At 62.2% G+C, this 12,621-nt stretch carries 13 protein-coding genes; 5 read left to right on the top strand and 8 right to left on the bottom strand.

The genetic code is table 11. The features are described from left to right. Positions 1 to 36: 36 nt before the first annotated feature. The 4 genes from FJ414_RS14865 to FJ414_RS14850 all read right to left on the bottom strand — a co-directional run bounded on the left by FJ414_RS14865 (position 37) and on the right by FJ414_RS14850 (position 2,361). Positions 37 to 1,443 carry an APC family permease gene (locus FJ414_RS14865; RefSeq protein WP_140645123.1) on the bottom strand — a complete coding sequence of 469 codons (1,407 nt, stop codon included), beginning with the start codon at positions 1,441 to 1,443 and terminating at the stop codon, positions 37 to 39. Positions 1,444 to 1,455: 12 nt separating this feature from the next. After that, entirely contained in the window at positions 1,456 to 1,617 is a 162-nt protein-coding gene (locus FJ414_RS14860) for a hypothetical protein (protein WP_140645122.1), read from the bottom strand. A gap of 67 nt (positions 1,618 to 1,684) precedes the next feature. Then, entirely contained in the window at positions 1,685 to 2,062 is a 378-nt protein-coding gene (locus FJ414_RS14855) for a hypothetical protein (RefSeq protein ID WP_140645121.1), read from the bottom strand. An 11-nt stretch (positions 2,063 to 2,073) separates the two neighbouring features. Beyond that, entirely contained in the window at positions 2,074 to 2,361 is a 288-nt protein-coding gene (locus FJ414_RS14850; RefSeq protein WP_095768768.1) for a hypothetical protein, read from the bottom strand. 284 nt (positions 2,362 to 2,645) lie between these two features. Here FJ414_RS14850 and FJ414_RS14845 point away from each other — a divergent pair, with 284 nt between their 5' ends. From FJ414_RS14845 to FJ414_RS14830, 4 genes are read left to right on the top strand one after another with little or no spacing between them, the layout of a single operon-like run. Further along, on the top strand, positions 2,646 to 3,779 hold the full coding sequence (locus tag FJ414_RS14845) for an aminomethyltransferase family protein (protein ID WP_140645120.1): 1,134 nt from the start codon (positions 2,646 to 2,648) through the stop codon (positions 3,777 to 3,779). A gap of 42 nt (positions 3,780 to 3,821) precedes the next feature. Further along, on the top strand, positions 3,822 to 4,418 hold the full coding sequence (locus tag FJ414_RS14840; RefSeq protein WP_140645119.1) for a dimethylamine monooxygenase subunit DmmA family protein: 597 nt from the start codon (positions 3,822 to 3,824) through the stop codon (positions 4,416 to 4,418). Then, positions 4,415 to 5,380, top strand: coding sequence for a PDR/VanB family oxidoreductase (locus FJ414_RS14835; RefSeq protein WP_140645118.1), 966 nt, complete (start codon positions 4,415 to 4,417; stop codon positions 5,378 to 5,380). The genes FJ414_RS14840 and FJ414_RS14835 overlap by 4 nt, the downstream gene beginning before the upstream one ends. A gap of 9 nt (positions 5,381 to 5,389) precedes the next feature. Further along, positions 5,390 to 6,430, top strand: coding sequence for a DUF3445 domain-containing protein (locus tag FJ414_RS14830; protein WP_140645117.1), 1,041 nt, complete (start codon positions 5,390 to 5,392; stop codon positions 6,428 to 6,430). A 249-nt stretch (positions 6,431 to 6,679) separates the two neighbouring features. Here the strand turns inward: FJ414_RS14830 and FJ414_RS14825 are convergent, their stop codons facing one another. Continuing rightward, positions 6,680 to 7,402 (bottom strand): XRE family transcriptional regulator, encoded by a 723-nt coding sequence (locus tag FJ414_RS14825; RefSeq protein ID WP_140645116.1) that lies wholly within the window; start codon positions 7,400 to 7,402, stop codon positions 6,680 to 6,682. Positions 7,403 to 7,663: 261 nt separating this feature from the next. On the opposite strand from FJ414_RS14825, the gene FJ414_RS14820 reads away from it, so the two are divergent. Continuing rightward, entirely contained in the window at positions 7,664 to 9,022 is a 1,359-nt protein-coding gene (locus tag FJ414_RS14820) for an NAD(P)/FAD-dependent oxidoreductase (protein ID WP_140645115.1), read from the top strand. 75 nt (positions 9,023 to 9,097) lie between these two features. Here the strand turns inward: FJ414_RS14820 and FJ414_RS14815 are convergent, their stop codons facing one another. The 3 genes from FJ414_RS14815 to FJ414_RS14805 all read right to left on the bottom strand — a co-directional run bounded on the left by FJ414_RS14815 (position 9,098) and on the right by FJ414_RS14805 (position 12,497). Continuing rightward, complete coding sequence (locus FJ414_RS14815; RefSeq protein ID WP_140645114.1) at positions 9,098 to 9,862, bottom strand: SDR family oxidoreductase; 765 nt, start codon at positions 9,860 to 9,862, stop codon at positions 9,098 to 9,100. Positions 9,863 to 9,945: 83 nt separating this feature from the next. Next, positions 9,946 to 10,836, bottom strand: a complete 891-nt coding sequence (locus FJ414_RS14810) for a DUF427 domain-containing protein (protein WP_140645143.1) — start codon at positions 10,834 to 10,836, stop codon at positions 9,946 to 9,948. 2 nt (positions 10,837 to 10,838) lie between these two features. Continuing rightward, on the bottom strand, positions 10,839 to 12,497 hold the full coding sequence (locus FJ414_RS14805; RefSeq protein WP_140645113.1) for an ABC transporter substrate-binding protein: 1,659 nt from the start codon (positions 12,495 to 12,497) through the stop codon (positions 10,839 to 10,841). Positions 12,498 to 12,621: the final 124 nt, after the last annotated feature.

The raw sequence follows: 12,621 nt of genomic DNA, 5'->3' as shown, positions 1-12,621 counted from the left end.
CACGGCCCGCCATCGAAAGGCGGGCCTTCACTCCACTCAATAACCCTGCGGCTTCGGCCACGGCATGGAGAACTGGTCGCCGCGCCGCACGAACTTGTAGCGGTAGAAGTGGAACCACAGCGAAATCAGGAAATAGAACACCGTCATCGCGATCAGCTGCGAGCCGAAGCCGAGGAAGATGGCGAAGAACGTCACCATGCACAGGCAGAACAGCACGATCGCGGGCAGCGGGTGGAAGGGGTGTGTGTAGCCGCGGCGGATCGAACCCAGTGGCCACTTCCTGCGGAACATCATGATGTTGATGCTCATGAAGGTGTATTGCAGCACGCCCGACAGGATCGAGAAGGTGATCGCCTGGTTGAGGTCGGCGATGAAGGCGAAGGCCAGCGCGATCGGCAGCAGGAACAGGATCGAGCGATAGGGCGTGCGATACTTCGGATGCACCGCCGAGAACCAGCTCGGCAGATAGCGGTCGCGGCCGAGCGAGAACCAGGCGCGCGCCGCGTCGTTGATGCAGCCATTGGCCGAGGCAAGCGCGGCAAGCAGCGTCGCGATGAAGAGCAGGTTTTCGAGCAGCGGGCTGCCGGTCAGCTTGCCGGCGTCCCACAGCGGATAATAGGTGATGCCGAGATATTCCCAGGGCATCAGCGAGGCGCAGACATACCAGGTCATCGCGGCGGCGATCAGCAGCGTGATCATGCCGGCCATGGTGCCGTAGGGCAGGGAGCGCGCCGGCGAGCGCACTTCCTCGGCCGCCTGGGTCGTTCCCTCGATACCGAGATAATACCAGATGCCGAACTGGAAGGCGGCGATCACGCCGATCCAGCCATAGGGCAGCGCATTGGCGGGGGTGACCAGCTCGTTTAGCTTCAGCACCGCGCCTTGCGTCCACGGGCTGACCGAGAAGAACAGGATGACGATCGAGACATAGGCGATCGCGGTGATGACGAAATTGACGTTGAGCGTCATCAGCACGCCGCGATAGTTGAGCCAGGCGAGCACGACGATGGTGGCGGCGATGAAGGAATTGTGCGTCAGTCCTTCGACGCCGGCCTTGGCGACGATGGTGTCGCCGAGCAGGATCGCGTCCGACACCTCGAGCATGGTGTAGGCGAACACCAGGAACAGCGCGACGTTGAAGGCCATCAGTGGCCCGACGATATGCTTGGCCTGCGCATATTGGCCGCCGGCGGCGGCGACCGTCGACGTCACCTCCGAATCGATCATCGCGACCGAGGTGTAGAGCAGTCCGACGACCCAGCAGACGATCAGCGCGGCGAGCGCGCCACCCTTGTCGGCGGAGAAATTCCAGCCGGTGAACTCGCCGACCAGCACGATGCCGACGCCCAGCGCCCACACATGCGCCGGGCCGAGCACCCGAAGCAGCGAGACCCTGTCGCCGTGGATTGTCGTCGTTTGTCCCGTTTCAACCGCAGCCGTCATATCAGTCCCCACTCAGATCCGGTGTTTTTCGGAAACGGCTTCAAGCTCACCTTCACGGGAAGACGTCAGAGTCTCCTCGGAATAGGTCGTATCGACCTTGAACCAGTCGTAGAGCATCCACAGCGCAAGCACGACCGAGATGGCCCAGCAAACGTAAGACAGTCCCATCCACATGATGTTTTCCCCGGACTCTTTGTCGTCGAAGTCTCTTTGTCGTCGAAAGTCTCTTTGTCGTCGAAGTTTACTTGTCGTCGAACTTCTCGTTGATGACCTCGCGATATTCCTTATCGGAGGCGCGGAACAGGAAAACGAAATAGGCGATCAGCACGATCGCCATGATGATCAGCGTCGGCCAGTCGATGATGTAGTGGAAGCGGTTCTGGATGATGTCGTGCGCCGTCTCCGGCGTGTAGCCCAGCTTCTCCCAGATCGAGGCCATGGTCGCGTTCTGGCCGAGCGCGTCCCAGGTCTTGGCGTCAAGCGCGTCGATCGACTTCGCCGCCCCGGCAAAGCCGAGTTTCAGCGGCAGCCAGAGCGCCACGAAGATTGCGACCACCACGACCGCGATGTCGAAGACCTGTCCGGCCTTGCTTTGCTCCGGCGGGGTATAGCGGGCCATGGTTTCTCCCTTCACGATTGACGGTTGCGGGCGGCGTCGGCGTTCTTGATGTCGAGCCCGTAGATGAAGTCCTTGTCTTCCTTGTAGTGGTTGAGCATGGCGAGGATCGCGGCGGTGTTGAAAATCAGCACCGCGGCGGCTGCAACCGCCACCACGAGCTTGATGCCGCTGTGCGGAATGTATGGCCATGTCATCAGGAGGACGAAGAGGATCGTTGCCCACAGGCACACGATCAGGAGCACGGACCCACGCACGTCGGAACGGTACAGCGCTTCGATGCGCTGCTGCATGTCGGACATCGGTTTTCCCCTTCTGGCGACGTCCGGCCACGCAACCGACCGGGCGTCCACTCTTTCAACAGAGTGAAATTTTTTTCATAAATTCCGCTCGATTCCCGAAATTGTCAAGCCGGATTTACGCATCGTAAACCGTTTGTTCAGGTCAAGAAATTTGCCTGACAATGAAATTATTTGCTTTAAGGGGATTGCAGGGCTTCGCCGTTTGCGGTCAATATTCGACCAAGCTCCGCCACCAAGCAGGAGCAGGGAACGGCAACGACTTAAATCGCACGGAGGACGATCGGATGACGGCATCCTGGAGATTCTCGACCCTGGCGGATCGCCATCGCGCGCTCGGCTCGAAACTCGAGGACTGGAGCGGCATGGGTACCGCCTGGACTTACGACAAGGATGCCGACGCGGAATATGTCGCGATCCGCACCAAGGCCGGGCTCATGGACGTCTCCGGCCTTAAGAAGGTCCACATCACCGGGCCGCACGCCTCGCATCTCATCGACCTCGCCACGACGCGCGACGTCGAAAAGATCTATCCAGGCAAGTCGGCCTATGCCTGCATGTTGAACGAAGCCGGAAAATTCACCGACGACTGCATCCTCTACCGCATCAGCCCGAACTCCTGGATGGTCGTGCACGGCTCCGGCACCGGACACGAGGAACTGCAGCGCGCGGCGATAGGCCGCGATGTCTCGCTGCGCTTCGACGACAATCTGCATGACCTGTCGCTGCAGGGACCGACCGCCGTCGACTATCTTGCCAAGCACGTGCCCGGCATCCGCGATCTCAACTACTTCCATCATATGCACACGCAGCTCTTCGGTTTCCCGGTGATGATCTCGCGCACCGGCTACACCGGCGAGCGCGGCTACGAGATCTTCTGCCGCGGCCAGGATGCCGGCACGATCTGGGATAGGATCCTCGAGGAAGGCAAGAGCGCCGGCATCATTCCGTGCCGCTTCACCACGCTCGACATGCTGCGCGTCGAGAGCTACCTGCTCTTCTACCCCTACGATAATTCCCAAAGGTATCCGTTCGAGAACGAAGGCCCCGGCGACACGCTGTGGGAACTCGGCCTCGACTTCACCGTCAGCCCCGGCAAGACCGGCTTCCGCGGTGCCGAGGAACACTATCGGCTGAAGGGCAAGGAGCGCTTCAAGATCTATGGTGTCCTGCTCGACGGCAAGGAGCCGGCCGACGAAGGCGCGCCTGTCTACCGCGACGGCAAAAAGGTCGGCGTGGTCACTTGCGCCATGTATTCGCCGCTGGTCGAGAAATCGATGGGCATCGCGCGCCTCGATGTCGACTGCGCCGTCAAGGACACCAAGCTCGAGATCCGCAACAAGAGCGGCTCCATCAAGGCGACGGCGCAGCCCTTGCCGTTCGACGATCCGAAAAAGACCAAGCGGACCGCCAAGGGCTGAGGCATCATCAAGGGGGAGGGATTTCGGGGCACGAAGGAAAGAATGGCAGCCAAGACGATCATCAGCCGGCCCATTTACGGAACGCTCTCTCCGCAGCCCGGCAAGCATCATCTTTTCATCGCCGACGCAGAAGGCGCGCTCGCGATAACGAACATGGCCGGCAAGGCTCCGCCCGGCTTCTTCGACGGAGCCGAGATCGTCTTTATTCCCGACTCCGAGGGCAAGCACATCTCGGCGCTTGAGGCGCTGAGGCCGGCCCAGCTCCATCTGCCGCCGTCCTTCGCCAGCCTCCTGCCGCGGCTCAGGCAGACGCTGACCAACGCCCATATGGGGTTGCGCCTCTATCTTGCCGGCACCGAGGGCCTGATCGGCCAGGCCATGCAGGCCGCCCTCGAAGCCGGCATCGACCACACCTCGATTGAGACCGAGCATCGCGGCTCGCTGGCGCGGCGCATGCAGTGCGTGCACTGCAAGGGCATCACCGAGAATGTAACCACGCAGCCGGCCACTTGTTCGCATTGCGGCCTGCTGCTTCTGGTGCGCGATCACTATTCGCGGCGCCTCGCCGCCTTCCAGGGCGTGTGCATCAACGCCGAGGATCGCTCCGAGATTCCTCCGATGGAGGAAGCCTTCCCATGAGCACCGGCACCACCAAGCTCGACGTCGTCGTCAGCGACGTCGTTCCGGTCAACGATCTCGTCACCCGCTTCCATTTCCGCCGCCGCGACGGCCAGCTGCTGCCGACCTTTTCCGGCGGCGCCCATGTCGTGGTCGAGATGCGCGACGGCGATCGCACCAGGCTCAATCCCTATTCGCTGATGGGCTCGCCGCTCGATACGCGCGAATACACGATTTCGATCCGGCGCGACGATGTCGGCCGCGGCGGCTCGCTGTTCATGCATAGGTCCGTCAAGCCTGGCCTGGAGATGGTGATAAGCTATCCCGTGAACCTGTTCTCGCTCGATCTGAGAGCAAAAAAACACCTGATGCTGGCTGGCGGCATCGGCATCACACCCTTCATGGCGCAGACCGCGCAACTGGCAGGGGCCGGCGGCAATTTCGAATTGCACTACACCTGCCGCACCGCTTCGCTCGGCACCTATGCCGATGTGCTCCGAGAGCGCTACGGCAACCGGGTCAGGCTCTATCACGACGACCGCGAGGAGCGCATCGATATCGAGCGGCTCTTGTCCTCGCAGCCGCTCGGCACGCATCTCTATGTCTGCGGCCCGGCCGGCATGATCAACTGGGTGCGTGATCGCGCGGCAAGCCTCGGCTGGCCGCCGGAGACCGTGCATTTCGAGCATTTCGCGGCCCCGCAGCCCGGCGCGCCGTTCGACGTGACCCTGGCCGTCAGCGGCAAGACGATCCGTGTCGGCGAGCAGCAGAGCCTGCTCGAAGCCATAGAGGCAGCCGGCGTCGATCCGCCTTATCTGTGCCGCGGCGGCGTCTGCGGCCAATGCGAGACCAATGTGATCTCGTCCGACGGCAAGTTCATCCACAACGATCACTGGCTGAGCGAGGAAGATCACCGTTCCGGCTGCAAGATCATGCCTTGCGTCTCGCGCTTCGAGGGCAAGTCGCTGGTCCTGGAAAGATAGGAGGCGTCAATGGGTATCACCTTTCGCAAGGAAACTTTTCGCGACGACTTCACCTTCAAGAACAGCCCGGAGCACATCAGGCGCTTTCCGTTCCCGTTCAACGAAGATGCCTACATGTATGCGGTCAACATCGAGCCGCATGTCGTCGGGCCGAAGGGCAGCGTGCTCGAAAACCTGATCGACGTCGACGAGCACTATGTCGCCGAGATGCAGGACCGCGCGCTGGTGCTGGCCGAGGATCCGCTGCGCTGCCAGTCGCTGCCGCACATGACGCTGGCCGGCTGGGACCTGCTCGAGCTTCTGATGGAGCAGCAGGCGCTGGGATATCCCGAGCATTTCACACTGGAGCGAAACGGCGACCGCTGGCGCTGGATCAACCGTCCCCTCGGCATCGACGACACCTTCACCTTCGGCGACACCTCGACGCTGCCCTATGGACCGATGGAATACATCACCCGGCAGAGCCAGGGCGATTTCTGCATCCTCGACCAGCGCGACGGCAATCTGTGGATGGATGCCGGCATGGTCACCACCCAGGCCGACTGGTCGCTCGACTTCGACATCGGCATGAATTTCTTCGAATGGCACGCACCCGTGCCGTTGGCGCATGAGAAGGGCATCTTCACCCGCGCGCTGAAATTCCTCACCAACATCCAGCAGGGCAAGCCGGCCAGGCGCCTCAACTGGACGATGACCATCAATCCGCGCCTCGACACCAGCCCTGAGAATTATCACAAATGGGGTCCGGACCGCGCCACGGTCACGCCCGAGAATGTCGGCGACAAGGTGCATCTGCGCGTCGAATTGCAGAGCTTCTGGCGTCTGCCGCGCTCCAACGGCATCGTCTTCCCGATCCGCTGCTACCTGATCAAGATGGACGAGCTGGTGACGCAGCCGAAATGGGCGCGCCGCCTGCACCGCGTCATCCGCGACCTGCCGGAAGAGCTCGCCACCTACAAGGGCCTGACGCGGTATCGGCCGACGCTGGTCGACTGGCTGTCCAAGCTCGACGACGGCAGCCCGACGTCACCGGGATTCGGGCCGGATTGAACCGCTGATCTCCGCCTTGGGCGCCCCGGCGCCGACGTTGGAGATTGGCCGAAACCCCCATGACGTCGTCATACTCGGGCTTGACCCGAGTATCCATGCCGTGACCTCGGGTGTAGGGTGCAAGTGCGCGGAATTCCGTAACCGTTGCAACGCTTTAGCGTCGCGGCATGGATTCTAGGGTCTGCGCGCGTCGCTTCGCTCCCTGCTTCGCCCTAGAATGACGAGCGCGGTAAGGGCGAGATCAGCCAATCACCCGGCCCTGTTCTGCGGATAGCAGATGATCGACAGATATCGCATCGGAAGCTGCGTCAGCTCTTCCGGTCCGTGCGGCGCGTCGGCGTCGAAGAACAGGCTGTCGCCCGGCTTCATCGGATAGAGATTGTTGCCGTGCCGGTAAACGACCTCGCCCTCGAGCATGTAGAGGAACTCCATGCCGGCATGCTGGAAGGTCGGGAACACGTCCGAATTCTCGGTGAGCGTGATGAGATAGGGCTCGACGACGACGCCGCTGGTGTTGGCGCCGATGTGGCCGAGCAGATTATACTGGTGGCCGGCGCGCGTGCCGCGCCGCTCGACGTCGACGCCTTCGCCGGCCTTGACGAAGACAGCGCTGTGCTCTTCCTCGAAACGGCGGAAGAAGGCGGTCACCGGAACGCCCAGCGCCCGCGACAGCGCCTGCAATGTCGTCAGCGATGGCGAGGTGATGCCGTTCTCGATCTTCGACAGCATGCCGAGCGAAATGTCTGTTGCCGTGGCGAGATCGGCGACGGTGATGCCGAGCTTCTTGCGGAACGCGCGAACCTCGTGGCCGATCGCCACCTCCAGCACCTTCTCGCGCGTGTCGCGGATGGCGTGCGGATTCTGCGTCAACGGCGCGCGTATCGTGCGCCCGGCCGCCGAAACGCGCTTCGACGGCGCCTTGCCCTTCGCTGCCGCATCGGTGGATCTAGTGCCGGAATTCTTGTTCGCCATGTCGCCCCCGACTCTCGCGGATTTATTTCACTCAAGGTGAACATATTCGGTGGCGATACAAGAGCGCAACCGCGACAGCAAGCCGACAAGTGTCGCTGGGGACCGATGGCTGGGACGCGAACGCCACGGCTTTTGCGCACAAAAACCGTTTCACGCAAACGTCGTTGCCGCAGATGTTTGTTGACAGCACCGAAGACCCAATTACTGTCACTGTGAGTGAAATTTGTTTCGCTGGGGAAATCAAAAAAGAGGAGGCCCGCAATGAAATCTCGTGTTGCCGTCATCGGCGCCGGACCGTCCGGTCTGGCGCAGCTAAGGGCCTTCAAGTCGGCTGCCGACAAGGGCGCCGAGATCCCGGAAATCGTCTGTTTCGAAAAGCAGAGCGACTGGGGCGGCCTGTGGAACTACACCTGGCGCACCGGCCTCGACGAACATGGCGATCCGGTGCATGGCTCGATGTACCGCTATCTGTGGTCGAACGGCCCGAAGGAATGCCTCGAATTCGCCGACTACACGTTCGAGGAGCATTTCGGCCGGCCGATCGCCTCCTATCCGCCGCGCGCCGTACTGTGGGATTACATCAAGGGCCGCGTCGAGAAATCGGGCCTGCGCGACTGGGTGCGCTTCAACAGCCCGGTGCGCATGGTGACCTATTCCGACGACACCAAGAAATTCACCGTCACCGCGCATGACCGCAGCAGCGACGTGACCTACTCTGAAGAGTTCGACAACGTCGTCGTCGCCTCAGGCCATTTCTCGGTGCCCAACGTGCCGTTCTTCGAAGGCTTCCTGACCTTCAACGGCCGCATCCTGCACAGCCATGATTTCCGCGACGCCATGGAGTTCAAGGGCAAGGACATCCTCATCATCGGGCGTTCCTACTCGGCCGAGGATATCGGTTCGCAATGCTACAAATACGGCGCCAAATCGATCACCTCCAGCTACCGCTCCAAGCCGATGGGCTTCAAATGGCCGGAGAACTGGAAGGAAGTGCCGCTGCTGCAGAAGGTCGTCGGCAAAACGGCGCATTTCAAGGACGGCACCACCAAGGATGTCGACGCCATCATCCTGTGCACCGGCTACCTGCATTCCTTCCCGTTCCTCACCGACGACCTCAAGCTCAAGACCGCCAACCGCATGTGGCCGCTCGATCTCTACGAAGGCGTTGTCTGGGAGAAGAACCCGAAGCTTTTCTACATCGGCATGCAGGACCAGTTCTACACCTTCAACATGTTCGACGCGCAGGCCTGGTACGCACGCGACGTCATCATGGGCCGCATCAAGCTGCCGTCGGCCCAGGCGATGGCCGAGCACGGCGCCAAGTGGCGCGCGCGCGAAGAGACGCTCGAGGATGCCGAGCAGATGATCTGGTTCCAGGGCGACTACACCAAGGAACTGATGGACCAGACCGACTATCCGGGCTTCGACGTCGAGGCGGTCAACCGCACCTTCATGGAGTGGGAGCACCACAAGATGGAAAATATCATGACCTTCCGCGACAATGCCTACCGCTCGCTGATGACCGGCACCATGGCGCCGGTCCATCATACGCCCTGGCTGCAGGCGTTGGACGATTCCATGGAGAGCTATCTCGAGGTGAAAGGGGTCGCGGCCGAGTAGGACGGCGCGCTCACGCCAACGCTCCCGATGTGAAATCAAAATGTGTGGGGTGTCTCTCGGGACACCCCACACGATCTACCAGCAGACGTAGCCGCCATCGACGATCAGGTCGAGGCCGGTCACGAAGCTGGACGCGCGGCTGGCCAGGAACACGGTCGGTCCAACCATTTCCTCCGGCGCCGCCATGCGACCCATGGGCGTGTCGCGTTTGAAAACCTTCACTTCTTCCGCCACCTCGGGCCGTTTGTTCATCGGCGTCAACGTGTAGCCGGGGCTGATGACATTGACGCGCAGGCCGCGATCGGCCCACTCCATGGCGAGGCTCTTCGACATGTGGATGACGGCGGCCTTGGAGGAATTGTAATGCGCCTGCGTCAGTCCCCGGTTGACGATTGTGCCCGACATCGAGGCGATGTTGATGATGGAGCCTCTTTGCCGCGTCAGCATCTTGCGCGCTTCAGCTTGGCAGGACAAGAACACGCCCGCCACGTTGACATCGTGAATCTTGCGCCACGTCTCCAGCGACAATGTCTCGGCAGGGTCGGAGCCGGCGATGCCGGCATTGTTGACGGCGACGGTCAGCGCGCCGAGTTCAGCCTCAACGCGATCGATCGCCGTCGCGAGGTCGCTGTCGGAGGTAACCGTGCCGCTCAGCGCCAGCGCTTTGCGGCCAAGTGCTGTGATTCTGTGAGCGGTCTCTTCAAGCCCGCCCTTGGACGCATGGCCGAAACAAGCGACGTCGGCGCCTGCTTCGGCCAGCCCGATCGCGATAGCCTGGCCGATTCCGCTGCCTGCGCCGGTGACCAGCGCGACGTCACCACTCAGCTTGAAGAGATCCATTGTTAGCCCTCCCTGACCGCAGGGAAGGTATGCGCTGAATTATGCCCCGATCAAGCGGTCCTGTGGGCGGGCCGCCTCGCGGTTCAGAAATAGCCGTCCGATGCCGCCGTCGCTTCCTTCGGGATCTCGACGCCGTCGACCAGGATCTTGTCGACCAGCTCATGGTGGAAGCAGACCAGCCCCTTGATCCGCTCGGCCTCGTGCACCGGCTCTGGATAATGCCAGACCAGATTCTCGTGTCGCTTCTTCGGCGTCGTCACATGGTAATAGTTGGAGATGCCCTTGTAGGGGCAGCGCGAGATGTAGCGGCTGGGCGAAAACATATCGAGCCGCGTGTCCGAGATCGGCAGATAATGCCGCACCGGATGGCCGGTCTCGAACAGGAACACACCGCGCCGCGAATCGGCCACCTGCTCGCCGTCGAGGATCACCTGCACGCGCCGCGATGAAGGCAGGCAGTCGACGCGGCGGAACGGATCGCGGGCGTGCACGAAGATCTCTTCGTCCTCTTCATACCAGTGGGTCATCTTCGGCCAGTAGAAAGAGATGTAATCGCCGATCGGCGGACAGCCCTTGACGGGGTCGAGGTAGCGCCAGGCGCCGTCCTCGACCAGCGTGATGCCGGTATTCAGCGAGTAATGCGTGGCGACGCCCTTGAACGGATCTTCCGTGGTCGTCCGGCTCGGCAGCAGGAACTCTTCCCGCACGTCGCTCATCGGGAAGTAGTATACCGGCAGATGGTCGCTCTCCTGGAACACCAGCGCCTTGGTGGTATCGGCGACGATCATCGGCCCGATCTGCACCCTGATCCGTTTGGGCGAGGGCATGGTGAAGGCGACATAGCCCGGCTCGAACTCGTACTGCACGATCGTGTCGAGCACCGGGAAATGCGGCCCGCGGCCGCGCAGATGGGGCTTGCGAATGGTCGTCGTCCTCTTCTCGTCGTTTGCCGCCGGGTTCTTTCGCGCAACCATGGTCATGACGCCACCGATACGCGATCGAGCAGCAGCCCGGCCGCGATCGGCGGCAGGCCGCTGACATTCTTGCGCACCGGCACCAGAAGGTCCGGGAAATAGCTGAAGATCACAGGCGTCTCGTCCAGCAGCAGCTTCTGGATGTCGGAAGCGGCCTTGCGCTGGGAGTCGAGGTCGAGCGCCTTCAAATAGCTGGCGACCATGCCGTCATAGGTCGCGTTCTTGAAATGCGCCGCGTTCCACGGACCATCGCTGACCAAAGGGCTCTTCAGGAAGACGTTCGGCACGCTGCGATGCGCGTAGTCGGTGATGCCGAGCGGGCTGTCCAGCCAGTCCGACTGGCCGAACACCGCCTTGCCGTAATATTTGTCCTGATCCTCGATGTTGAGCGAGATGCGGGCGCCGATCTCCTTGGCGAAGTTCTGGAACAGTTGCGCGTAGCCGGGGATGTCGGAATAGCGTAGCGTCGTCAGCGTCATGTCGAAGCCGTTGGCCAGGCCCGCCGCTTCCATCAGCTGCTTGGCCTTCGCGATGTCCTTGGTACGCTGCGGCACCGACTTGTCGGTGACCGGGAAGGCCGGCGCGAACGGGCTGTCATTGCCGGTCGCGGCCATGCCGCGGCAGAGTCCGTCGACCAGTTGGGAGCGGTCAATGCACAAGGCCAGCGCCTGGCGCACGCGCTTGTCGGTGAAGGGCGCCATGTCGCAGCGCATGTGGAGCTGGCGATGCGCGGTCGAGGCGACGCGCAGCACGGTGATGTCGGGATTGCCCAGCACCACCTGGCTGACGTCGAGCGGGATCGCGTCGAGAACGTCGACCTCGCCCGCCTGCAGCGCCAGGATGCGCGGCTGCACGTCGGCATAGAACTTGAACTCGAGCCGGTCGGGCAGCGCTTTCTCGCCCCAATAGTCGGGATTGCGCACGAAGCTGGCGCCGACCTTCGGCGTGTAGCTTTCGAGCCGGAACGGACCGGTGCCTTCGAAGGTCTTCTCGTAATCGCCCTTGTAGCTCGCCGGCAGGATGACGGCGTTGTAATTGTCGATCGACACCGAATAGGGGAAGCTGCCGTTCGGCGCGTCGAGATGGAATTCGACCGTATGGTCGTCGACCTTGCGCGTGCCGCCCTTCGACAGCAGGCCCTTGAACACCGACAGAGCGTTGGACGTGCCGTTCGGGTCGGCAAGGCGATCGAAGGTCGCCACGACGTCGTCGGCTTTAAAAGCCTCGCCATTGTGGAATTTCACGTCCTTGCGCAGCTTGAAGGTCCACACGCTGCCATCGGCGTTGGGCGACCAGCTTTCGGCCAGCACCGGCTTCAGCGTCAGGTCGGGCTGCGTCACGCACAGGAACTCGGCCGTCTGGAAAACCAGCTGATAGCTGCCGCTGTCATAGAAGGTGACGGGATCGATGGCGCCGCCCGGCACCGCGACGCCGGCGCGCACCGTGCCGCCTGGCTTGCCTTCGGCGCGCGCTTGCGGAGCGCCGAGGCCGATCGCCGAAGCGATGCCGCCGAGGAAAGGCAGCGACAGGCCGAGCACGCTGCCATGGCGCAGGAATTCGCGCCGGCCGATCCTGCCGGCGAGCAATTCGTCGACAGCGGAATTTTCGATTGCACCGAGGGTTTTGCGAGCGGCGTCGATCGTCCTGAAATGCTTCGGCATGGCGGCATTCCTTGTTTGTCGCGGGGGGCTTTGGCATTTAGGCCACTGTTGACCGCGACCGGAAAGCGATATTTTTTGATTGGAGCCATCGGAATTTTCGATGGCGGTACACTGAAAGGCGAGG

The sequence above is a fragment of the Mesorhizobium sp. B3-1-6 genome, from assembly GCF_006439555.1.
Classification (GTDB): Bacteria; Pseudomonadota; Alphaproteobacteria; order Rhizobiales; family Rhizobiaceae; genus Mesorhizobium.
Note: the sequence above shows the minus strand (reverse complement) of the source record. Positions and strands in the feature narration are given on the sequence as shown.